The 23,849-nt window shown below is 44.6% G+C and carries 22 protein-coding genes and 1 pseudogene; 9 read left to right on the forward strand and 14 right to left on the reverse strand.

What is annotated here, in order from left to right:
• Position 1: 1 nt before the first annotated feature.
• The 3 genes from nadE to D9603_RS09950 all read right to left on the reverse strand — a co-directional run bounded on the left by nadE (position 2) and on the right by D9603_RS09950 (position 4,979).
• A complete protein-coding gene (nadE, locus tag D9603_RS09940; protein WP_128731185.1) occupies positions 2–850 on the reverse strand; it encodes an ammonia-dependent NAD(+) synthetase in 849 nt (282 codons plus the stop codon).
• A gap of 61 nt (positions 851–911) precedes the next feature.
• Positions 912–1,541, reverse strand: a complete 630-nt coding sequence (locus D9603_RS09945) for a DUF480 domain-containing protein (RefSeq protein ID WP_125253601.1) — start codon at positions 1,539–1,541, stop codon at positions 912–914.
• 87 nt (positions 1,542–1,628) lie between these two features.
• Complete coding sequence (locus D9603_RS09950; protein ID WP_128731186.1) at positions 1,629–4,979, reverse strand: ATP-binding protein; 3,351 nt, start codon at positions 4,977–4,979, stop codon at positions 1,629–1,631.
• 182 nt (positions 4,980–5,161) lie between these two features.
• Here D9603_RS09950 and D9603_RS09955 point away from each other — a divergent pair, with 182 nt between their 5' ends.
• Positions 5,162–7,444 (forward strand): penicillin acylase family protein, encoded by a 2,283-nt coding sequence (locus D9603_RS09955; RefSeq protein WP_128731187.1) that lies wholly within the window; start codon positions 5,162–5,164, stop codon positions 7,442–7,444.
• Positions 7,445–7,481: 37 nt separating this feature from the next.
• Here the strand turns inward: D9603_RS09955 and D9603_RS09960 are convergent, their stop codons facing one another.
• Positions 7,482–8,549 (reverse strand): diguanylate cyclase, encoded by a 1,068-nt coding sequence (locus D9603_RS09960; RefSeq protein WP_128731188.1) that lies wholly within the window; start codon positions 8,547–8,549, stop codon positions 7,482–7,484.
• 157 nt (positions 8,550–8,706) lie between these two features.
• Between D9603_RS09960 and D9603_RS09965 the strand changes: the two genes are divergently transcribed.
• Together D9603_RS09965 and D9603_RS09970 are read left to right on the forward strand one after the other, a co-directional pair.
• Positions 8,707–10,233: a bifunctional GNAT family N-acetyltransferase/carbon-nitrogen hydrolase family protein gene (locus D9603_RS09965; RefSeq protein ID WP_128731189.1), complete on the forward strand. Its 1,527-nt coding sequence runs from the start codon at positions 8,707–8,709 to the stop codon at positions 10,231–10,233.
• Between the two features lie 2 nt (positions 10,234–10,235).
• Positions 10,236–10,550, forward strand: a complete 315-nt coding sequence (locus D9603_RS09970; RefSeq protein ID WP_128731190.1) for a multidrug efflux SMR transporter — start codon at positions 10,236–10,238, stop codon at positions 10,548–10,550.
• Here D9603_RS09970 and D9603_RS09975 read toward each other — a convergent pair.
• Positions 10,537–11,406 carry an EamA family transporter gene (locus D9603_RS09975; RefSeq protein WP_128731191.1) on the reverse strand — a complete coding sequence of 290 codons (870 nt, stop codon included), beginning with the start codon at positions 11,404–11,406 and terminating at the stop codon, positions 10,537–10,539. The genes D9603_RS09970 and D9603_RS09975 overlap by 14 nt on opposite strands.
• A 317-nt stretch (positions 11,407–11,723) precedes the next feature.
• Between D9603_RS09975 and D9603_RS09980 the strand changes: the two genes are divergently transcribed.
• A complete protein-coding gene (locus D9603_RS09980) occupies positions 11,724–12,110 on the forward strand; it encodes an MAPEG family protein (RefSeq protein ID WP_125253608.1) in 387 nt (128 codons plus the stop codon).
• Here the strand turns inward: D9603_RS09980 and D9603_RS09985 are convergent.
• Positions 12,088–12,798, reverse strand: coding sequence for a pseudouridine synthase (locus D9603_RS09985; RefSeq protein ID WP_128731212.1), 711 nt, complete (start codon positions 12,796–12,798; stop codon positions 12,088–12,090). The genes D9603_RS09980 and D9603_RS09985 overlap by 23 nt on opposite strands.
• A gap of 77 nt (positions 12,799–12,875) precedes the next feature.
• On the opposite strand from D9603_RS09985, the gene D9603_RS09990 reads away from it, so the two are divergent.
• On the forward strand, positions 12,876–13,181 hold the full coding sequence (locus D9603_RS09990) for a DUF6482 family protein (RefSeq protein ID WP_128731192.1): 306 nt from the start codon (positions 12,876–12,878) through the stop codon (positions 13,179–13,181).
• Positions 13,182–13,200: 19 nt separating this feature from the next.
• Here D9603_RS09990 and D9603_RS09995 read toward each other — a convergent pair whose 3' ends face one another.
• Positions 13,201–14,082, reverse strand: a complete 882-nt coding sequence (locus D9603_RS09995) for an SDR family oxidoreductase (protein WP_128731193.1) — start codon at positions 14,080–14,082, stop codon at positions 13,201–13,203.
• A gap of 116 nt (positions 14,083–14,198) precedes the next feature.
• Between D9603_RS09995 and D9603_RS10000 the strand changes: the two genes are divergently transcribed.
• Entirely contained in the window at positions 14,199–15,533 is a 1,335-nt protein-coding gene (locus D9603_RS10000; protein ID WP_128731194.1) for a hypothetical protein, read from the forward strand.
• Between the two features lie 33 nt (positions 15,534–15,566).
• Here D9603_RS10000 and D9603_RS10005 read toward each other — a convergent pair.
• The 7 genes and pseudogenes from D9603_RS10005 to D9603_RS10035 form a co-directional block, all read right to left on the reverse strand.
• Positions 15,567–17,079 (reverse strand): annotated as a pseudogene (locus tag D9603_RS10005) (peptide MFS transporter).
• An 83-nt stretch (positions 17,080–17,162) separates the two neighbouring features.
• Positions 17,163–17,864, reverse strand: a complete 702-nt coding sequence (locus D9603_RS10010) for an HAD-IA family hydrolase (RefSeq protein WP_128731195.1) — start codon at positions 17,862–17,864, stop codon at positions 17,163–17,165.
• Positions 17,865–17,866: 2 nt separating this feature from the next.
• Entirely contained in the window at positions 17,867–18,790 is a 924-nt protein-coding gene (locus tag D9603_RS10015; RefSeq protein WP_128731196.1) for a tyrosine recombinase XerC, read from the reverse strand.
• Positions 18,787–19,410: a DUF484 family protein gene (locus D9603_RS10020; RefSeq protein WP_128731197.1), complete on the reverse strand. Its 624-nt coding sequence runs from the start codon at positions 19,408–19,410 to the stop codon at positions 18,787–18,789. The genes D9603_RS10015 and D9603_RS10020 overlap by 4 nt, the downstream gene beginning before the upstream one ends.
• On the reverse strand, positions 19,407–20,237 hold the full coding sequence (dapF, locus tag D9603_RS10025) for a diaminopimelate epimerase (RefSeq protein WP_125253616.1): 831 nt from the start codon (positions 20,235–20,237) through the stop codon (positions 19,407–19,409). The genes D9603_RS10020 and dapF overlap by 4 nt, the downstream gene beginning before the upstream one ends.
• 127 nt (positions 20,238–20,364) lie before the next feature.
• Positions 20,365–21,618 (reverse strand): diaminopimelate decarboxylase, encoded by a 1,254-nt coding sequence (gene lysA / locus D9603_RS10030; protein ID WP_128731198.1) that lies wholly within the window; start codon positions 21,616–21,618, stop codon positions 20,365–20,367.
• 1 nt (position 21,619) lies between these two features.
• Positions 21,620–21,796: a lipoprotein gene (locus D9603_RS10035; protein ID WP_128731199.1), complete on the reverse strand. Its 177-nt coding sequence runs from the start codon at positions 21,794–21,796 to the stop codon at positions 21,620–21,622.
• Between the two features lie 155 nt (positions 21,797–21,951).
• Here D9603_RS10035 and cyaY point away from each other — a divergent pair, with 155 nt between their 5' ends.
• Genes cyaY through D9603_RS21925 form a run of 3 tightly spaced genes read left to right on the forward strand, consistent with a single transcriptional unit; the run spans position 21,952 to position 23,828 of the window.
• Complete coding sequence (cyaY, locus tag D9603_RS10040) at positions 21,952–22,272, forward strand: iron donor protein CyaY (protein WP_128731200.1); 321 nt, start codon at positions 21,952–21,954, stop codon at positions 22,270–22,272.
• The gene (locus D9603_RS10045; RefSeq protein ID WP_128731201.1) at positions 22,272–22,928 is read left to right on the forward strand and encodes a dienelactone hydrolase family protein; all 657 of its coding nucleotides are present in this window, start codon (positions 22,272–22,274) and stop codon (positions 22,926–22,928) included. The genes cyaY and D9603_RS10045 overlap by 1 nt, the downstream gene beginning before the upstream one ends.
• 45 nt (positions 22,929–22,973) lie before the next feature.
• Positions 22,974–23,828, forward strand: a complete 855-nt coding sequence (locus tag D9603_RS21925; protein ID WP_161972734.1) for a DUF2914 domain-containing protein — start codon at positions 22,974–22,976, stop codon at positions 23,826–23,828.
• Positions 23,829–23,849 lie beyond the last annotated feature (21 nt).

The following is a 23,849-nucleotide window of genomic DNA, read 5'->3' on the forward strand; positions in this document are numbered from 1 at the left end:
ATTAAGCAAATTGGTATAACTCGTCGTAAACCGTTGGGATAGGTTGGCGTTTGTGCTGTGTTCGCTGATAAATGGTAATGAGCTTTTCACTCACTTCATCACTGATAGGTTTGCCCTCAAGGAAGTCATCTATATCGTCATAACTCAAGCCCAACGCCTCTTCATCAGCAAGACCTGGGCGGTCACACTCAAGATCAGCCGTTGGCGTTTTGTGTACTAGGCCAGTTGGAGCGCTTAGGTATGCGGCTAACGAGCGAACTTGACGTTTCGATAGACCAAACAGCGGGGCGAGATCACATGCTCCGTCACCAAATTTAGTGTAAAAGCCGGTGATATTCTCTGCGCTATGGTCAGTACCAACAACTAGGCCACGAGTAAGGCCGGCAATTTCATATTGCGCAACCATGCGCTGGCGTGCTTTGACATTGCCTTTGATAAAATCGACGCTGGTTTGAGATGGTAGAGTGAGCGCACTTCCTGCCATTGCGCCCAACGCTTGCTCGTGCATAGCGTCGGCACCAGGTTTAATATTCACGGTTAAGCGCTGGCTTGGCTGAATAAAATCAAGTGCAAGTTGAGCTTCATCTTCATCTGCTTGGATACCATAAGGTAGACGCATAGCGATAAATTGATAAGCACCCGTTTCATACTCTGCGTTAAGTTCATTAATGGCTAACTGGCATAAGCGTCCGCAGGTTGAAGAGTCGACACCGCCACTGATCCCAAGTACAAGAGTGAAGCAGCCAGAGGCTTGTAACCGCGCTTTCAAAAAAGCGATCCGTCGTTTAACTTCAAATTCTGGGTCAATAACAGGCTGAACTTTCATTTCAGCCATGATTGCTTCACGCATACTGGTTCCTCAATACTTTCAGGGGCTATAAGCTTATATTATGTTGTGATGAGCGTGTTTTTTAAAGTCCTAAATGCTGTTTGATTGTAGCCAGCTCTTGTTTTAGCTGCTCTATCTCAGCCATTAAGCTCTCAAGCTCTGTCTGGCTTTGTACTGCTGGCTCTGAATCGCTGGCGATGGCGCTGGTTTGTTCTGCTTGATCGCCGAATAAATGTTGGTACCTACTCTCTCGCTTACCGGGTTCTCTAGCAAGTTTCATAACGTGTTCGTTTTGCTGCATAGTGGCAAGTGTGGACTCAACCTCTTGGACCGATGAAAATTCGGCTAAGCGATTACTACGAGTTCTCAATTCGCCAGGTGTTTGCGCGCCTCGCAACAGTAACAAGCAAACAATGGCCTTTTGCTTAGCGTCTACCTTCAAGTGGCCAAAGTCACTGTTACAAAAGCGTTGGCTATACTTATCTACGCGACCAGATAATGCCTCGTCACAGGTGATCAGGCGTTTCTCTTGCAAGCGCTTAAGGGTGTCTAAAACTTGATGTTGAGAAAGTTCCATCACCGGATCACGGTTGGACTTTTGGTTACATGCGTTGGTAAGGCCGTTAAGAGACATGGGATATTGTTCAGGAGTTGTGACTTGCTTTTCAATCAAACTACCTAGTACACGTTGTTCATGAGCATCGAGTTGCATCGCTTTCCTTATTATCATTGTGGTTGCTAGCATCGCCTTGGTAAGGATTAATATAACGCTAATCAATCAGGTAGCAAAGTAGGTGAGCTAATTTTGTTGTGTAATAGAAGAGTCAAATCGGCTGTCTTCTGGTGGCAGCATCTGCCATATTTTCGCTTTCAGGTCATCAAAATTAATTGGCTTACTGAGATAGTCATCCATGCCGGCATTTAGGCACTTTTCTCTATCACCTTGCATCGCATTGGCGGTGAGTGCAACAATCACACAACCTTGATGTACTTTTCCAGCAACGCCTTGGCGTATTTGTTGGGCAGCTTGGTAACCATCCATAATAGGCATTTGGCAGTCCATAAATATCAGATCATAAGGTACTTTTATTGACTGTAGGTGGGTAAGTGCCAACTCGCCATTTTCTGCGCATACCACAGTGATACCTAGGCGTTCTAACATAGTGGTAGCAACAGTTTGATTGATTTTATTGTCTTCAACCAGTAATACGGTGCGACCGAGCAGCGGTTCTTCATCATTGGAGGTATGGTTACTACTGGACTGCGTCGGATCGGTAAATGTTGCATTGAATACACTGAGTGCGGCATGGGGAGTTATTGGATAGTAAACGCGCTCACAGTAATTAAAAAGATCGATGGCAAGATTATGTTGCTCCTCAACTGCAACCGCATGCACCACCTTGAGTTCGAGCAATGCTGTTTTTAGTGTTTGTTGTTGTGTGAGTGGTGCTGCACATAGCTGTTCGGCATCTAAAATGACGGCTAGATGTGATGGAGGGCTTTGAAGCTGAGTGAGCAGGGTCTCTATTTGATCAACGCGAAGACAAGTAATGTTCCATGGTTTAAGTAGTTTATTATAGTCTTCAGCTGCTTGAGTTAATACATACAAGGTCGCGTCGTCAGCATGTGTCTGTACAGGGATAGGTTGCGCTTGATTCAACAGTACATGACAAGAAAAGGTACTGCCAATACCTTCTTTACTGAATGCTTGCAAGTCGCCACCGAGTAATTGACTAAGTTGCTTTGCGATGGTCAGTCCAAGTCCGGTACCACCATATTGGCGCGTTGTTGAAAGGTCCGCTTGTGTAAATGAGTCAAACACCTTATTAAGCTTTTCTTTAGAGATGCCTATCCCAGTGTCTTCAACACTACACCACAAGTGTGTTTGTTCACCAATTTGTTCAGTGTGGCAGCTGAGCGTAACCAACCCATTATGAGTGAATTTGATGGCGTTACTGAGTAAGTTATTGAGTATCTGTTTAAGCCGGTTTGGATCAGTTTGCGCCTTTCCTACCTTCATTCCCGACAAGTCGATATGTAATTTGTTGTTATTGGCATCCGCCGTGCGCACAAAGCTGCACAGCATATTGCTTAGCATTTCTATTAAATCAAACTCAACCAGCTCAATTGTGAGTTTTCCCGCTTCGATTTTGGAAAAGTCGAGAATATCATTAATGATTGTGAGGAGTGATTTTGCAGAGCTATGCGCCAGAGTAAGCTGGTGGTGCTGAGTTGCTGTTAGCTCTGAATGCATAGCAAGTTCTATCATGCCCATTACCCCATTCAGTGGGGTGCGGATTTCGTGGCTCATACTAGCTAAAAACTCTGCTTTCATCTTTGCTGATTGTTCAGCAAGATCTTTATCTATAATGGCTTGGTTTCTTGCTCGTTGATGCGCCTTGTTGATAAATAAGCTACCGAGCATCGCGGCAATAGATTTGGTGAGCCGAATATCACTTTGCCCCCATGCTGGATTGTCAATTTCATACTCTGAGCACAGCACACCTAAGGTATTATTTTTATGGCTTATGGGACAGCAAAGCATGGCTTTAATCTCAAATGGCTCAAGGTAAGTTGCAGATAATGCTAGTGTCGCTGGATGATTTTCAGCTTGTTGCGCGACGATCAGCTGTCCAGTTTCTATTTCATTAAAAAAAGCAGGTGCAATGGCTTTTCGCCATGGTGGGAAGTGCACTAGATTATCTACCGTAGCATTAGAGAAGCACACGGGAATAAGAAGCGTTTTATCATCATTAAACTGCCAGATACTGACTTTATTTGCCTCTACCCCTTTTTTACATGTTTCAGCGCATAGCGAAAAGGCCTTATTTAGCTGGTTATTCAGTAGTGCCTCGTGAGAACTTAAATAAGCCAGTAGTTCATTATTTTTAGCAAATTTGTCATGCTCCATTTCCATTAACTTGCGCTTGTTGATATTTTGGATTGAACCAAAAATATGGGTCGTGCGTTTGCCTTTTCGTACTGAGCGCGCTTTTACTAAGACCCATAATTCGTCCGCATTCAGGGTGTGAATGATGAACTCTCCTTCAAATTCGGTACCGGTTTTGATGATGCTATCAATACACTCTTGCAGACGTCTTCGATGCAATCCAGCTTTAAAAAACTCTGTGGTATTCATCCATGTTGGTTGAAAGTGCCTAGGCACACAGAAAATGCTTCGCGTTACATCTGACCAAATAATATCACGCGTACTCACATTGATTTCCCATGCGCCTACTTCAGCTAATATGCCCATGTTAGTGAGTGCTGCGCTGTTTCGTTGCAACTGGGTTAGTAATCGGGTGATAAAGACAAACGCAGCGATAAAAATGATAATAAGTGCGATGATGGCGAGCCGAAAAGGCCATATTGAAGCGGCTTCTGGCTGCCAGCCTATCCTTGGGGCTGCATATAATTCCCACTGCCCTGATGGCACATTGACGCTAAAAGCGATAGGCGACAAAGAATGAATATTGCTGTTGCCGTAAAAATACTCGCCTTCTTGGCCTTTACCATCAACGCCTTGAATCGCAACAAGGTATCGGCTTTCCAGTGCCATTAAGTTGGTTTGTTGATATAAACTCTCCATATCCAGCACGACGGATAACAATCCCCAAAACTGTGTTTTATCCTTGAACACAGGGATTCTAGCAATGAGCCCAGTCCCACCTTGTAATAGCTCTAAAGGTCCAGCCATTACTATTTCGCGACTTTCTTTTGCGAGTAAAGCGCCATATTTTTGTGTTGGATGAGTGCGGTAGTCCAGGCCTATGGCTTTTTCATTACCCTGTAGTGGATAGACATAATCAAGCCGCATATCTGGGGCTGCACCAATATTTCTGAGTACTTGACTGGTCTCGAATAGGGGTCTTGCCAGTTGCTCAAAGCGAAGTTGTGAAAGCGTGGTTTGGTCGGCAAGTGCAATTCCAAGCCCTCTAACCAGTTGCACATTTTTGGTGAGCACACCTTCTATCTTGGTACGATATACATTCACTTCTTCGGTAGCTCGGCTCTTTTCCATAGCAACAAGACGGCGATAATTAACCTGATCAACATACCATGCTACGGCTATGATCAAGACGAGCAATAGCCAGAAGCTAGACTTGATAAAGCGAAACTTAAGCGGTGAAGTTGATAGTTCTGAAGTCATGGGGCTATTGTGTTTAAGACGATGCTTTAACTATAGTTCAGTACACGCAAAGCGAAATCTAATTGAAAAATAAAATGCTTTAACTTGATTGTCTTATGGTTATGGCAGAGTTGGTCTATCAGTTGATGACGTGCTATATCTTCTAAGCCTAAATTGCGTAGCTGAAAAAGTTAAGGATATTCATGTTTACTTGGATTAAACGATTTACTGTTGTTGTACTCTTGTTATTGCTAATTGGAACGGCAGGCATTTATGGTGCTTTGGCGCTAAGCCTTCCTGCGCTAGATGGAAAGGGAAGTGCTGTGGGGATTGATGCGCCTGTGGTGTTAGCTAGAGATGCGCTAGGCCAGGCTGTCGTGTCTGCAAGCTCCCGAGCTGATGCGGCTTATGGACTTGGCTTTGCGCATGGACAGGATCGTTATTTTCAGATGGATTTATTAAGGCGTAATGCTGCAGGTGAGCTTAGTGAGTTATTTGGTGCTGCGGCAATCAAGCGCGATGAAAAGATGCGCTTTCATCAGTTTAGAAAACGGGCAAGACAAATTGTGATGTCTTTACCACAGTCACATAAGCAAATCCTAACTCGGTATACTCAAGGTGTGAATGATGGTCGTATACAGTCGGGTTTTACCAGCTTTGAATACCTGTTACTAGGCACCGAGCCACAAGCTTGGCGGCCTGAAGATAGCCTGTTGACTATCTTTGGTATGTACTTAGATTTACAGGCTGGCACCTATGAACGTGACGAAGCGCTTATCGTATTAGAGCAAAAATTTGGCCATGAGATGCTTGGCTTTATTCTACAGCCAAGTCGGTATCAAGCAGCATTAGATAACAGTGTAATAGACTCAGCAGTTGCGACTATTCCAACGTTACCGCAGCCGCTGAGCACTTACCTTCCCAGCGCAATCGCAGATCAGCCGTTGTATGGCAGTAACAATTGGGCAGTGACGGGCGCGTTAACAAAAACTGGCGCTGCTATGCTCTCTGATGATATGCACTTGGGCTTGAATGTACCTTCAATCTGGTATCGTGCACAATTAAACTATCAACATCAAGGGCAGGCTGTGCAGGTAACCGGAGTTTCTTTACCTGGTGCACCTGCCATTGTCGTTGGTAGTAATAATAGTATTGCTTGGGGGTTTACCAATAGTTATGTCGATACGGCTGATTGGGTAGCGTTAGCTGCTGATACTAAAACCCAGCTTATTTCTGAAGTAATTAAACTGCCTGATGGTAGTGAGCATATTTATCAATTAGAAATGAGTGCCTTTGGCCCTGTGAAGCAAATCGGTGATGATAAGTATGCACTTAGCTGGGTTGCACATCAGCCTTATGCCGTTAACTTGGAATTAGTGGGAATGGAGCTATTGGCGGATGCAGCGGCGGCGGCGACTCATGCAGTAAAGGTTGGTATTCCAGTGCAAAACTTGATGGTTGTGGATAATCAAGGCGCTGCCGCATGGACATTAATGGGGGCGGTACCAGCTAGAAAAGTAACCCACGACACTGCTGCAATGCGTTCATATGAGCAAACATGGCAAGAGAACGAAGTGAGTCGTCCTGTCGTGCAAAATCCATCTAACGGTAAATTATGGACTGCTAACTCTCGAGTTGTCTCTGTAGAGGACGATCAGCGCTTTGGTGACGGTGGCTATGCTCTAGGTGCACGAGCGGTACAGATCCGTGATGGCCTTATGGCAAAACAAGCCTTCACTGAAAACGACTTTTATCAATTACAATTAGATAACCAAGCTTTATTTTTAGCACCATGGCATGAGTCACTTGTTGACTTGTTACGTCACCATGAGCCATCACAATACCAACAAGACTTGGCAAAGCTCGACGCATGGCAAGCTTGTGCTTGTGCTGACTCTGTCGGGTATACACTAGTTAAATATTACCGTAGTGCACTAATTGACACCTTGTTCGCACCGATAGAAGCTGGGCTGCAACAAGAGCAACTGTCATTAAAGCCGGTGAAGCGTTACCTAGAGCCTGGGCTGTGGCAGTTGTTAACGCATCAGCCTGATGATTGGCTTGGTCAATATGACTCTTGGCAAGATTTACAGCTTGCGGCCTATGAGTTGGCGAAGCAAAGACTGCGAGATGCTTATGGCAGTAATATGGCTGCATGGCGCTGGGGAGAGGTGAATGCACTGCGGGTGCAACATCCATTTTCGCAGCAGATCCCCATGCTCAGTGGACTATTGGATATGCCGACCGTACCAGCATTTGGTGATACGTTTATGCCAGCTGTACAAGGTTCAGCCTTTGGTGCCTCACAGCGCTTTATCGCACAGCCAGGACATCTTAAAAACGCGATTTTAACAGTCGCTGGTGGGCAAAGTGGGCACCCACTCTCGCCTTTTTATCGCTCAGGCTTTGCTGAATACAGCGCTGGAAGTAATACGCCTTTGTTACCGCAGCCTTTGACTCACGAAATACGTATTTCACCGCAATAACCTTATTTTAGTCATGTTCAGCAAGGGTGGGGTGCAGTTAACTCGTTTGGGTGGTAGATATCGAGGGCGCAGTTGTAATGCAGTTGCGCCCTAATTCTTTGCTGCGATAAAGCGCAGCATCTGCATGATGAATAGCCTGCTCAAAAGACTCGCTGTGATCCCAGTTGGTGATACCGAAACTCATGGTGATTTTGATTATGTTATTCTCAAACTTGATACTTTCAATGGCTTGGCGTAATTGCTCGATGCGTCGCATTGCTTCATCACCAGAGCAAGGCGCCAATACAATCAAAAATTCCTCACCGCCCCACCTCACAGCGATATCTGCTGGCAGCATATGTGATTGTATTGTCTTTGCGACAGTCTTTAAAATCTTATCCCCCTTACCATGACCAAAGGTATCGTTAATTTTTTTGAAGTGGTCAATGTCAGCCATCACTAAACATAATGGTGAGTGTGTGGATATGCAGTTTTCTTTCGCATGGGTGATAAGCTCTTTGGCATAGCGGCGGTTAAACATTTTGGTAAGCGGGTCATGCGCAGCCAGCTCTGCTAGCTCATCGCGTTGCTGTACGGTCATTTTACGAATATGACTAATGGTATAAATCATTGGAATACCACATATCAGTACATTAGCAAAGTGCACATACGGCACCAACTCTTGGTATCGGTAATGGTAGATGACATCGTCAAATAACAATTTTAGCGTGGCAAAAAGCATGATAAGCACGACAGAGTAAATAACCGCGTGCCTGAGCTTGAGCTGATAGTCCAGCAGCATCAAACAAGAAACAGTCCACAAGTAATATTGAAACCCAAGAGACATTCCTAAGTAGGCACATACTAAGGTGGCGTGCAATGCGACCTCTAAGCAGAATACACGTAGTGCGAGAGAAGGTTTGTTGTTATCGATGAGTTTAATACCGATATACCACATAGTGACGCTACCAATATTGACAATAGCAAGCGTCTCCACTTGAAGATGCCAAAATGCCCCGATCAGCACGACATGCAGCCACATACAGTACAGCGCGACACGACGCAATAAGGCAAATTTCAGTGCCTCGACTTGATCTGGCCTGCTGTAAGGGTGGTGTTTAGTCAAACCTAAGCTCTTGAGTTATACACAATAAAACAAGTATAGAAGGTTAGTTTTGATTTGCTGCTTATTTATCCTAAGCTCAGGTTAATCTACTCAGTATCGAGTAAGGTTAACTGTGATAGAGTAGAGATAGGAAGGTAACCTAAGCTTTGGAGTTGACATGTCTATAGAAAAAGCGCGGATCACGCTATGTAACCTAGAAAAGTCCGATTATGACCAGGTGAAGCAGTTAATGGATGAAGCCTATCCTGATCTTGGAGGCGCGTGGCCAAGCCACACAATCTTTAGGTTAATTGACCAATTCCCTGAAGGTCAAATTGGCGTGAAGGATGGTGAGCGAATTGTTGGTATCGCGCTGAGTGTGCAAGTCGATTATCAAACATTCTCGAATCCACATACTTACGAGGATATTGTGGATGCACATAGTCGAATTTTTAGTGATAGTAATGCAGATGCGTTGTACGGTCTAGATGTCGTTATCGCCAAAAGTCATCGCGGGCTGCGGTTAGGACGCCGGTTGTACGATGCCCGAAAAGAGCTGTGTCGTCAGTATAACTTGCGGGCGATCCTCGCTGGTGGTCGAATCCCATTATACAAGCAATATCGCCGCAGCATGTCGCCGATGGAATATATCAATAAAGTAGATCACAAAGAACTTCATGATCCTATTTTGAGCTTTCAGCTGGCTAACGACTTTCAAGTCAAACGTCTACTCAAGCAATATTTGCCGGAAGATCAAGATTCAGAAGGTTACGCGACGTTATTAGAGTGGAACAACATATTGTTTGAGCCGACAGATACAGTTATTGAGAGCAAAAAAACCATTGTGAGAGTTGGTGCTGTACAGTGGCAAATGCGTCGTGTGGAGTCGGTAGAGGAGTTGATGCAGCAAGTGGAGTACTTTGTTGATACGGTGTCAGATTACCAAAGTGACTTTATCCTTTTCCCAGAGTTTTTTAATGCCCCCCTGATGGGACTTGGCCAATACAAAAATCAAACTGAAGCTATTCGTGCTTTAGCCACTTATACCGAGCGTTTTCGTGAAGCAATGTCGCAAATGGCAATCGAATATAATGCCAATATTATCACCGGCTCAATGCCATTGCTCGAAGGCGATAAGCTTTACAACGTCAGTTATCTTTGCCACCGCTCGGGTAAGGTCGATGAGCAACGTAAAATTCATATCACCCCACATGAAGACTATGATTGGGTGATAAAGGGTGGTGATAAAATAGAGGTGTTTGATACCGATGCCGGTCGTATCGGGATCCAGGTTTGTTATGACGTCGAGTTTCCCGAGCTTTCTCGCATTATGGCTGAGAAGGGTTTAGACATCTTGTTTGTGCCATTTTGGACAGATACCAAAAATAGTTACCTGCGCGTTAGGCATTGTGCGCAAGCTCGAGCAATAGAAAATGAATGTTATGTGGTAATCGCGGGGAGTGTTGGTAACTTACCACAAGTGGAGAGTTTAGATGTACAGTATGCGCAATCGGCAGTACTCACACCATCAGATTTTGCTTTTCCACACGATGCTGCGCTTAACGAAGCCACTCCCAATACCGAGATGCTGCTATTCAGTGATTTGGATTTAGATAAGCTCAAAATATTGCATAGTGAAGGAACTGTGCGTAACTTACGAGATCGCAGAAAAGATCTATATTCGGTGGAGTTGAAAGCGCAGTAGCGATGGCATGGATTTACTTAATTATGGCTGGCTTATTTGAGATAGGCTGGCCGGTTGGTTTGAAAATGGCGCAGCAAGCAGAGACGAGATGGCTAGGAATTTGTATCGCTGTCGGTTTTATGGCGCTCAGTGGATGGATGTTATGGATGGCACAAAAACAGATCCCGCTTGGAACGTCTTATGCTGTTTGGACAGGTATTGGTGCTGCGGGGACATTTTTGGTCGGGATCGCCTTTTACGGAGATCCCAGTACCTTTATGCGTTATTTGGGTGTGTTGCTGATTATCAGTGGCGTCGTGGTACTTAAGTTAGCATAACCAAAACAGCGGCGATGGCGATCAGCACCAGTCCCGCTGAATCACGCTTTTTTATCGGTGCCTTGAGCCACAAAACAGAGATAAGTAATGTAAAAAAGACCTCTACTTGGCCGAGTGTTTTTACATAAGCAACATGCTCAAGGCTCATGGCGCTAAACCAACCAATAGAACCAATACAGCTACTGACGCTAATTGCAGTGGTCAGCTTTCGGTGCCGCCAAAGTATCAACCATGACTGAGGCTCTCGCAGTGTCATATAAATACTCAACATCAGTGTTTGGCATAATAACACCAGCAGTAACACCCAAGCTGCACTATGAGGAAAAGGTAAACCGGTGGCTATACTAGCCTCACGTACCCACAATGAAGTAAGCGCAAAGCAAGTACCGCAAGCAAGCCCGATAAGTGCGGTTTTACATTCTACAGTGCGTAAACTAAAGCCACTGAGTAGCATCACAGCAATCGCGCCAATAAAAACGCCAAACCACCCGAGTAAAGTTAAGCTAGAACCAAAAAACAGCACACCTAACATAGCTGCAACCAACGCTTCGCTTTTTGCCAGTCCAGCACCGATGGCATAGTTATTTTGCTTGAAAAGCACGACCATCAATCCCGTTGCTAAAATTTGCATGACGCTGGCACCAAAGACATAAAAGAGAAAATGTGTGGAAATGGCAAGCGGTGCTACTGGGTTGAATTGGTAGAGTAGCCACAAATATAACAGGGCTAGGGGACTTGCAAGAATAAATCGCGCGAGGGTAACACTGGCCGTTGAGGCACTGGCGCTCAACTGGCTTTGAAAAGCATTTCGCCAAGCTTGCGAGAAAGCGGCTAACAGCGTGAATACGATCCACATTATACTTGAGCTCTAACAGTCGATGATGCAGCTCAGCATACAATAAAGACTCAATTAAGCATAAATGAATTATAATAATAGTGAAAATAATTTATTTTACTATCAATGGGCTAGCCCAATTTTACTGTGCAGTCTGACGACAAAATAGCGCTGCGACAATTTGCCACATTTTAAATCTGAAAAATCGAGCTAAGATTAATATCGATGCTACGAGATTTGGCCATAGGTAAGAACCGTTGTTCTAGCTTATGGCTTTTCTTTTTTTAACTATTCTGCTCTACTGAGAGTCGCGATATTAATAGTTGAAGGAGTATCTTTTGAACATCTTAATTATCTGTGCAATTCTTGCCATCTTATTACCTTACTTTGCCAAAATTCCAGTCGCAGTGGCAATGAATAAAGAAGGTGGTTACGACAATAAACACCCTCGAGAGCAACAAAAAAGATTAACTGGGCTTGGTGCCAGAGCGCTTGCGGCACATCAAAATTGTTTTGAGTCATTAGCCGTTTTTGCAGTGGCCATGGCGGTTGCATTTGGCACCCAAACTTATACTCCTTTGATTGAGTGGTTAGCCATTGGGCATGTTACGGCTCGGGCGCTGTATTGTGTGCTTTACTGGCTGAATATCGATGTACTTCGCTCTATTGTATGGGCACTTGGTATGGGATGTGCTGTTGCAATCATTGTTGTGTGTGGGTTGTAGTTTGGGCAAAGAAGTCAGCTGCAATTTCTTTTATTTCACCACTATCAATCTGTAATTGTGTCAATTGTAGTGCTGCAATCCGGACGCGATGCAAATCAATAACGTGGTAGCCACAATAATGTGCCATTTTTCTTATTTGCCGATTGAGGCCTTGGCGCAAAATAATCTTAAATCGATCGGGGGCAATTTGCTCTACCACACACGGTAAGGTGACTTGCCCTTTGATTGGTATGCCTGCTGCCATTTTGGCGCAAAATGCAGCATCAATAGGCTTGTCGACTTGTACTTCATATTCCTTTTCCTGATGCTGATCCGGATGGATCAGGCGTTGGCATAGCTCACCATCATTGGTAAGTAGTAATAGCCCTCGGCTATCTTTATCTAGTCGGCCAATTGGGTAAACACGACAGGACTGAGGTAAAACATGATAAATACTGTGCGGGTCGTGTGGCTTTACTTTACAGTCAATACCGATCGGTTTGTAATACGCAAATAGTCGTCTAGGTTCGGGCTTAGCAACAGCAATATTATCGACAGTAATATGGTCTTCAGGTGTGATGTGGTCGATATGATTGGCTAGCCGACCATTGACCATCACGCGTTGACTATCAATTAGACGCGAAGCCTGTCGCCGTGAGCAGACACCACAATGGCCGAGATATTTTGCTAAACGCATTGGGTAGGACATAAACTGAATTGAACTGTTATTGAGCACCATGCGTATTGTAGAGTATCTACCTATAAATTTGGATCTCTTTGCTGAGCATGGCGATATTATTTTCAAAACTAAAACACCATCAACCACTACAAAAAGTCATTGTTCATTCGATAGATTTGGCGCTTTATCAGGTGAGTGTAGTTGTAAACAACGTAGAGTATTATGTCAAAGAGGAAAATGGTGAGTTTTTAAAAGCACATAACCCACTGCAAATTCAAAAACGTCTGTCTGATATTAGCTACGTGGAAATGGTGATAAGGCATCAAAGTGCCTACGATGAAATGATAGGGCATCCCGTCTCGGCTAGCGATAACACCTTGGAAGTTCCCTTCGGTCGAAATGGGCTGTTTTAGCCCACCGTCAGGTTATGCCTCATTGACAACGAGGCATATGAGTAGACAGTACGTCTGCAACAGCCGTTGCAAAGTCACGCTGGTGATTGATCCCATACTGTAACAACCTAGTGTCTTTGAGCGCACAGTTTTTTGGCCGCTTGGCGTCACCACTCGGTGTCGCTCGTGAAGTCACAAGATGGCTTGGCACATCTAGTATTTGCGCCATGATCGTCGCCATCTCGTATTTAGTGAATGCTTGATTGCCACTAATATGGATGATTCCTGTCACGTCTGGGTTGGCGATAACATCATTGAGCGTTAATGCAATATCATCGACATGTGTTGGATAACGGATAGCCCAGTGGTCATGGCTAGCACTTGGGGAATCAAGTAGCTGCTGGGCAATAATAGTGACCGCAGACTCTTTCAATGTCGTCACTTCTCCATATAACACCGGCACCCTAACAATGGTATGTAACTCACTGTCCGCTATAATTGCTCGTTCTGCAGCCTGCTTTGTTTCACCATAAAAATTAATCGGGTGCGTTGGGTCTGACTCAAGGTATGGGGGGGATGTACCGTCAAAAACATAATCGGTACTGATAAAGAAAAAGCGGATCCCCCGTTGGCGGCATGTTTTAGCTAGAAACTCTGTTGCAGCCACATTGAGTGCCAACGTCCCTTGGTGGTCACGCTCACAGTACTCGGGTCTTCTTTCGGCAGCGGCGTGGATCAAGTAGTCAGGCTGGTGTGTGTCTAAAAAGCTTAGCACCGCTGTTTGATCTCCTAAGTCTAATTGGTGTAACGGGGCCACTGCACGGCTAAAACCACACCCAATAACTGTGTGGTGGTGGCTTATTTTTTGGCACAGTGCGCGACCAAGTAAACCTGTTGCACCTGTGATCATAACAGTCGACATGATGATGCTATCCTTCATGAAAAAAGAGTTTGTACAGTAGCAAAATCGCAAGAAAAACTACAGGTTCATATTGGTTTGCGTTAAGTTAATGTCAGGACAAAGAACAAGGAAAAAAAATGAATAAAAAAGTTTTGTTGGCAAGCCTAGTCATATTCTCTTCGCACGTACCTGCTGCACAAATATGGATGAAAGGCAGTGACTGTGACATTAACGAGAGTGCAACGGTTATCAATATTTTTCGGCAGCACTTTGATTCAATCACAACGTTAATGGGAAAAGAACCCCGTAGAGAGCAAATAGAAACAGTCGCCACTGACTTGCTAGATGGAGTAAAACGGTCACTATTTGAGGCGCTGATCGAGAAATCTGAAGAGCAAGGTCGCGACCTAATCATAGACAAAGTGGTACTAAAAGAGAGGTTAAAAGATAATGGAAAACTTGTCGCTGTATCAGGGCGCATATTTGCTTATCCTGTGACAGCATGCCGCACAAAAACAGCCATCACGGCTGATAATTATGAAATGATTACCGCGACTGCTTTTTCCAAAAAGACACACACAGTTTCATCTCAAATTACAATTGATCTTAACGCCAAGCGTGCTGAGCAAAAGGTGACCCAAGTTAAAGATACCGCAATTACACCCACAGAGGTATTTGGGGTAGCCTTGGGTGATACCTTTGCTGCCGCAGAGCAGCAAATAGGGCGTTTTACACTCGTATGGCCGGTTAACAGTCACCAAAAACTAGCCACGATTGGCCGTAACCACGCATTCTTGTTTGAACACGACAAGCTGGTAGGTTATCAATATGCGTTTACCTTATTGCCCGTAGCATTGGCAAACTTAATTAATATCCACGATATTGATGCCAAGGTGCAAGTCGAAGATGAGTCTCTTGCTATTATCAATCGACCTTTGAGCCAACATCATGTCTCTGTGCTAACTGCACGCTATGCTAATGTCGCTTTCTTTCAAGAGGGGAGATATACCAAAACTCCAAACACTAAGTTGTCTGAGTTAACGATAGGCCGCTTTCACATTGATGAGCCAACTACGCCACCCTGTTATCAAGGTAAAACAGATATAGACTTGTTTATCGAGCAACAGCAATCTCATCTTATTCAATGGCAAGATGTTGAACGCAAAACAATATTGTATACGGGGTGCCATCAGCTTATGGAGTTGAACAAGTTAGGTAAAGTAACCTCAGTAAAACTACAAGAAGCATGGTCTTTGCGTAATGCCAACTTGATTGGTTTGGCATCAATATCTCAGGTGCTATTACCATGGCAGTTTTATGGTATTAGTTATCTTGATCCACAAAGTGCGGCGTCAAAACTAGGTAAAGTTGAACGTTTTTATGACACCATAGAGGTGGCTGCACCCAAGTGGGTGGGTCACTTTAAGGCATACGAAGGGCAGTTGGTTTCAGCTGAATTTGAGAAGATGTAGGAGCATGACGCCCCTACACTTACATCATGGCGGTTAAGCCGTTTGCTCAGTGAGCGGCTTTTCAGGTTGCTTCTCCCAATGCTTGGTTTTTAATCCAAGCACACCTACAAAAACACCAATACCGATTGTGAATAGTGCAATTTGCAGATAGAGGTTTGGAAGATCAGCGATATTATTAGGGTCGAAGCTGCCTGCTAGTAGACCTGAGAAAATATTGCCAATAGAGTAAGTTAGTACGAATACCCCCATCATCTGTCCAGCAAAGCGCTTTGGAGATAACTTACTGACTGCACTAAGTGCAACCGGGCTTAGACATAGCTCGCCAACCGTATGAAGAAAATAAGTGGTGATCAGCCACATAGGTGCTACTTTCAAGCCCTGTGCAGCATATTGAGAAGCGAAAAACATGACAATAAAGCCACTTGCCATAATAAGTAATCCGATTGCACATTTAATACTGTAGGTCGGCGTTATCATGCGCTTAGCTAAGTTAATCCAAAGGGCGGCAAAAAACGGTGATAAGATAATGATGAAAAAAGCGTTAGTTGACTGAAACCAAGCTGTAGGAATACTGAAGCTGCCGATCAGGCGGTCTGTATAATCTCGGGCGAATAAGTTCAGCGATGAACCTGCTTGTTCAAAGCCAGACCAAAAGCACGTTGAGGCTACGCAAACCAAAAATAATGCCCACATACGGCGCTTTTCATTTTCATCTAAGTTACCAGCAAAGTAAATGTAGCCATAGTACAAGAAAAAGGTGATCGTAAAGGCGATAGCGACATATTTTGCCAGTATAACGGGGTCGATGATCAGTACACCGGTAAAGGTGGCAATTGTCACAGCAGCAACAGTCGCAACGGCAAGGGCGATTGCACTCCATGCTTTAGTACTTTGGCTGGCTGACATAGGGTTGGTTGGAACATGGCCAACAGTTGCAATGTGACGACCTGTTAAGCGGTAAGTGATAAGGCCAATAGCCATACCAACAGCCGCAGCGCCAAACGCCCAATGCCATCCGATATTTTCCATAAAATAGCCACAGACCATATAGCCAATCACAGAGCCTAAGTTGATACCCATATAGTAAATGGCATAGCCACTATCTCGACGGTTGTCTTCATCACTATAAAGTTGGCCAACCATTGCGCTGATGTTTGGCTTTAATAATCCAGTCCCACAGGCAACGAAGATGAGCCCGACAAAAAAAAGAAAATTGGCTGGGTATGGCAAGAATAATATGGCCGATCATAATGATAATACCGCCATACCAAACGGCACGTTGGCCACCGAGCAAGCGGTCAGCTATCCAGCCTCCAGGCAACCCTAAAAAATAGACTGAGCCGGTATAGAGACCATAAATTGCAGCAGCTGATGCAACTGTAAAACCAAGTCCTTCTTGTTGTAAGGTGGCGGTCATAAAAAGAACGAGCATGGCGCGCATGCCATAGTAACTCATGCGCTCCCACATCTCAGTGAGAAAAAGAGTGAGTAGGCCTTTGGGATGGCCAAAAAAGCCCACATCACTTGTGGTGTCCTGTGATGACATAATTTACTTCCATTATTATCGTTTTTTGGAAGTCAATATTAGTACGTTATTCGAGCACTGAATGCAACCACAGTAGAGAAACATTACATCATGTTTTTTAACATCTGTATGTTATCTATTTCTATATTTGCTAATCCTTGATAGCGGTATTGAGTAAAGTTATTGCGCAGCCAGACGCTTGATGCACCTGCGCGATGTGCACCTTGGACGTCCGTATCTAGGCTATCACCTACATGAAGTAACTGTTCTGGTGTAATATTAAAATGCTGACAAGCAAGGTGATAAAGTTCAGGGTGAGGTTTAGCACGACCATCAATGCCAGCGCGAAGCACTAAGTCAAAGCTATTCCTTAGGTTAAATTTCTCTACCTCTACATTACCGTTTGTGATGGCGATAATATGAAACTTACGACGTAATTGTGTGAGTAAGTCGATAACGGAGTCGCTGACGACGATATTGCTACGGGCATCTGCAAACGCTTGGTAAGCACGTTGAGTAGCATCTGTTGCTGCATCATGTTCATATCCCAGTATGGTGAAACCGAGATGGAGAGCAGCTTGACGCCATCTAGTGGCGTTTTCCGCCAGCGTCCGGTCTTGTTTGAGCGCTTGATCACGACACTGTAACCAAAATGTTTCCCCTTTGGCACGCCATTTTGGGATAGCGTTGAGGTGATCGGTCATTGCTTGAACCGCAGCAATAATAATTGGGCGGTTATCGTATAGCGTGTCGTCTAAATCAAAACTAATCGCACGGATAGTTGAAATAGGCTTATTAAATCGCATGATTACTCGTCTTTTTGTTTTTTCGCTCTAGGGTGAGCACTATCATACACTTTTGCTAGATGTTGAAAATCTAAATGGGTATAGACCTGCGTGGCTGACAAACTAGCGTGACCAAGCATTTCTTGGACTGCTCGCAAGTCGCCACTAGACTCAAGTAAATGGGTGGCAAAAGAGTGTCGCAGTTTATGTGGATGAATAGGTGTACTTACCCCTTGCTTCAGCCCCCATTCTTTCATCCTTGCGCGCACATGCCGTGGACTTATCCGGCGCTTTAATTTGCTGACAAAAAGCGCGGGCTCTTCTGGCAGAGCATACTGTGAACGGATATTCAGCCAGTCGTCTAATGCGTTGAGCGCTTTGCCCCCAACGGGAACAATACGGGTTTTACCACCTTTACCTAACACTCGGATCTCGCCATCTTTCACATCCAATAGGTTTGCACCAACTAACTCGCTCAGCCGTAACCCACTGGAGTACATTAATTCCATCATGGCTTTATCACGAACAGCTAAAGCATCATCGGATGGAATTTCTAATAATTGTCCCATTTGGTCGACATCAAGATTTTTTGGTAATGGCTTTTGAAATTTAGGGCCTCGGATCCCTTGTGCCGGGTTTACGACAGCTTGCTTTGATTGCGATTTTAGTTTTAGAAACTTGTATAAACTGCGGATACAACTGAGTTTAAGGTTGATGGTTCTGGGGTTGTAATTTTGGCTTCGCAGTTTCATGCTGTAGCGACGGATCTGTTCGCCACTAACTTGTTGCCAAGCACTGGCGTACTGGCAAAAATATAAGGCTGCTTGAGTGAGTTGCGTCCGATACTGGTTCAAGGTGTGCTCAGAGTAGTGCTTTTCATGGCGAAGGTGTGCCATAAAGGCGGTGATTGGCTCTGCCCATTCATCGGTTAGCGGCGTTTGGGTCATGCCAGCGCTTCGAGTTTTAGCGTTAACGTTTGGATAAATGCTGCGATCAACATATTATCATGCTGTGGTGAGAAGTGTTCAGCTGAGCGGCTAGCAAACGCGAGAATGTAGTTCCCTTGTTCCGATGCCGAAATGCGATATAGTGCAACGGAGCCAACCTCAAAGTCGCTAAATAGTTGTGCTGCAAATTGCTGGCTGATACGACCGAGATAGCAGTTACTGCTGGTTAGCTTCGCTGTAACCAATTCAGATACTGAGTCGTCAATACTGATAAGCTTACATTGAATGTCGCTGTAGGCATCAAAGCGTTGTGCCAATGTGTCATTAATCGCGTTTAGCTCCGTACAGCGCATGATGGCCAGCTGGCATTGCGTAAGCTGCTTGAAGATCAGCTCATTGGCCGTTGCATGTTCAATCATGTCTCGGATCTGCTGTTTTAGCGTGTCGACTTCCTGTCGCAACAGGCGCTGTTGATGCAAGGAAAGGTCAGGTAATCCTTGCTGTCGGTGGTGTAATTTCAACTCCAACATAAGATAGGGGTGGCGCAATAAAAAGTCAGGGTGTGCGCGTAGGTATTCTACAACGTGTTGCTCTGTCACCTCGCTTTCTTTTTGGGTCATATCGCTATTTGTCCATCAAAAACGTGTTCCGCCGGCCCGGTCATTTTCACCACTTGGCCTTGACCTGCCCAGCGCACCTGCAAGCTGCCGCCAGGTAGGTCAACCCTAACCGTTTCATCCAGCTTTCCTTGCATAATACCGGTAACTACAGCAGCGCAAGCGCCAGTGCCACATGCCAAGGTTTCACCCGCACCGCGTTCCCACACCCGTAACTTTATATACTCTCTAGATACGACTTCCATAAAGCCGATGTTGGCTTTTTGTGGAAATCGTTCATGGTGTTCTAGTAAAGGACCAAGCGTGTGAACATCTGCGGTGTCAATACTGTCCACAATGATTACACCATGTGGGTTGCCCATCGATACGGCACTACAGAACACGGTATGTTCATCAGCTCTTAAAATATAGGTGTTTTCTTGCTTATTTGCACGAAACGGAATGGCTTGTGGATTCGAATTTGGCTTGCCCATATTGACTGTCACTTGACCGTCTTTCTCGATATACAGAGTAATATTGCCCCCTTTGGTGGACACATTCACCTTGTGCTTATTGGTGAGTCCCTTCATCCGTACGAAACGGGCAAAGCAACGGGCACCATTACCGCATTGTTCAACTTCATTACCGTCAGCATTAAAAATACGATAATGAAAGTCCAAGTCGGGAGAGTAAGGCGCCTCGACCATTAATAACTGGTCAAAGCCAATGCCAAAATGGCGATCTGCAAGCTTTTTTATTTGGTCTCGAGACAAGAATACATTTTGAGTGACATTATCTATCACCACAAAGTCATTGCCTAAACCGTGCATTTTTGAAAAGTTTATAAACATAGAGTGGTTATCTTTTGGTATAAAACCATGTCCTCACTTTGCTAATACTTTGCCATGGATACATCGACTAGGGAAGCGGCTTAATGTAAAGCTTTATGCTGCCCCCTAGGTTATGTACTAAGTTGGGTTATTGTGGCAGTAGTTGTTCATATTGCCACAGAGACTCTAGTGGTTCTCTTTGGCGAATTAAGTGATGCTGGTCGTTATCCACCATAACTTCTGCACAACGAGGGCGAGAGTTATAATTTGAGCTCATGGTAAAGCCATAGGCACCAGCACTGCGTTGTGCTAATAGATCACCTGCTTTTAGTTTTAGTACTCGGTCTTTACCTAAAAAGTCACCTGTTTCGCATACAGGGCCAACCACGTCATAATTTATCGACTCTACATCGTCTCGCGGCGTGACTGGCACAATATTTTGCCAAGCTTGATATAGCGACGGGCGCAGCATATCGTTCATGCCGGCATCAACAATTGCAAAGTGCTTGTGTGCAGTTGGCTTAATAAATTCGACTTTAGTGATTAGGATACCCGCATTTGCCGCGATGGCACGACCGGGTTCAAAAATAAGTTCTAGATCAGTAAATTGTTCCAGTCTGGCTTTAATTTCTGCAGCGTATGCACTCGGGTGCGGTGGTTTTTCACCATCATATGGTACGCCAAGGCCGCCACCAATATCCAAGTGATGTAAGTAAATCCCCGCTTTTTCCAGCTGTGTGATTAGCGCAAGCACTTTATCTAAAGCGGCTAAAAATGGATTAACCTCAACTAACTGAGACCCGATGTGGAAGTCGATCCCAACTACTTTTAAGCCAGGTAGGGCATAGGCGAGCTGGTACACATCAAATGCAGCCTTGATATCAATACCAAACTTATTTTCTTTCAAGCCCGTCGAAATGTAAGGGTGAGTCTTCGCGTCAATATCCGGGTTTACGCGCAATGAAATAGGCGCGATTTTATCTAGCCTAGTCGCTACTTCACTGATCCGGTGAAGCTCTGCAATCGATTCAACATTAAAACACTTTATACCAGTATCAAGCGCAAACGCGATTTCATCTTCTGTTTTTGCGACACCAGAAAAGACGACTTTTTGTGGATCTCCACCGGCTTTAAGTACACGAGCAAGTTCACCCTTTGACACAATATCAAAACCAGAACCAAGCTGAGCTAAGACATTCAAGACGGCAATATTGGAGTTTGCTTTTACTGCATAGCACACTAAGTGGGGATGACCGGCTGCGGCATCCGTAAAAGCGTGATAATGCCTAACGAGGGTTTTTTTCGAATAGACATAACAGGGAGTACCATATTGCTTGGCTATATCGCTAATCGAGACATCCTCTGCAAATAACTTACCATCTCGGTAATTGAAATAATCCATTTTAACGCTCCTGTTGTTCTGCTGCAGGCTGGTTTGCTTGTTCTACTTTCGATTGGTTTGATTTTTTAGCCTGTTGCTCAGGCAAATAAAGCGGACCGCTTTGACCGCAACCCGATAATCCGATTAAAGTAGTAAAAACAAGTGCCGTTACGCTAAATTTATAAGGTGTCGCTTTCATTAGATAATTCGTGTCAGTGCCTTTATAATCGCAGAGTAACAGAATTGATAAAAAAAGCAGCTTTTCGCTATTGAAATTTCGTCTTCATCAAATTGCTCAAATAGCGAGTTAAGCTTAGGCACCATGCCGCAGTGCGTCAGTAAGAGGAAATCACGATGACAGAAAGTGAATATCATGAGTTAGCCGATGCGCTAATGTTGACTATTGAAGAGCAGATCGATGATTGTGACGCTGATTTAGATTACGAATCAGCAGCGGGAATTCTAGAGATTATTTTCCCTGACAAGAGCAAAATTATTATCAACAAACAAGCACCATTGCACCAAGTATGGGTGGCGACTAAGTTTAATGGTCATCACTTTGAATTGCGTGGTGATCAGTGGATTGATAATCGCTCCGGTGCTGAGTTTTGGCAATTTATGAGCGACGCAGCCACGAAGCAAGCAAATACCCCTATAGAGTGGCAGCACGATTGATGTTGGAGTTTGTAGAACACCCCGCCGTGGGGGAGCATAAAGCGAGCATCATTTGGTTACATGGCTTGGGCGACTCAGGTAATGGCTTCTTACCGATTGCACCTGAGCTAAACTTACCAGGTGAATTAGGCGTACAATTTATTTTTCCACATGCACCAGAGCAGCCGGTCACCATAAATGGTGGTATGGTCATGCGTGCTTGGTATGATATTAAATCATTTGATCTGGATAAAAGAGCGGATGAGCAAGGTGTGCGAGACTCTTCAGCTCAGGTTGAAGCGTTAATTCAGGCACAGTTAGATAAAGGTATTCCAGCTAACCGTATTATTCTTGCTGGGTTTTCTCAAGGTGGCGTGATTGCGCTTCATCTTGCACCGCGTTTGGCTGTAAAACTAGCTGGTGTCATGGCACTATCCACTTATATGTGTGTGCCTGAAAAACTGAGTGCAGAAGCGAAGCAAACTGAACTTGCGATTTTTATGGCACACGGTAGTGCAGATCCAGTGGTTCCAATGTTTGCTGGTGAACAAGCCTTTAATACATTAAAGCAGCAAGGTTATGAGGTAAGCTGGCAAGACTATCCCATGGAGCATCAGGTTTGTCTTGAAGAATTAAAAGCCATTCGTGCTTGGCTTATCGAAAGACTGAGTGATTAATATAACTCAGTATCATATGCAGGTGACAGATACAGGAGCAAAGCAATGTCACAAAAAATTGTCATAAAAACGTCGGTGAGTAAGCAGCCTTCAAAGCCCTCAGCGGTGACCTATCAATGGCACTGGAAGCGCATTTTTATGGCAACGGTGGCATTTGCTGGTATTGCAACTGCGGGTGTCTACGGTGTCGTCAACAGTGTGAATGCTGACGAAGATGATGGCCAAGTTGTCGCCGCCACGATTGATATCGACAGCGCTGATGATATGGCTGTAGCGTTAGACACGAGTGAGGCTCTACCTAGTGTAGCGCAAGGAACAGCTGACAATGAATCGCCTGTTACAGCTGTGCTTACCACGAATACCGCTTCAGATCTTGCATTGAATGAAGTGGTGCAGCAACCTGTTGGAGAAACAGAAACAGAAACAGAAACAGAAACAGAAACAGAAACAGAAACAGAAACAGAAACAGAAACAGAAACAGAAACAGAAACAGGGCAGATAAAGCGATTTAACCCAGATGCGCAGGTAGCAAGCGTAGCGCTGGGAGCAAAGATTGATACACAATTTATTAGTCGAGCGGTGTTAACCACGATGGTTGATAATCGCGAGCCGACTAATGTACTCAAAGACATTATCTCCGCAGCGCAAATCAAAGAGAAACTTTACTTTTTCACTGAAGTACATGCTCTCAAGGGGGAGCTTGTATCGCACTTGTGGTTTCATCAAGATGAATTAATGGCTGAGGTTGAACTACCTATTGAAGCGATGCGTTATCGAACCTACTCGAGTAAAAATATTATGCCGAGTCAAACTGGCGACTGGCGAGTTGAAGTAGTAACGAATGCTGGACAGTTATTAGCACAGAAGTCATTTCGCATCGTTGATAATACACAGCAATGATCTGACCCACTCATGCTGAGG

It is taken from the genome of Pseudoalteromonas sp. PS5 (genome assembly GCF_004103255.1).
GTDB lineage: Bacteria > Pseudomonadota > Gammaproteobacteria > Enterobacterales > Alteromonadaceae > Pseudoalteromonas > Pseudoalteromonas peptidolytica.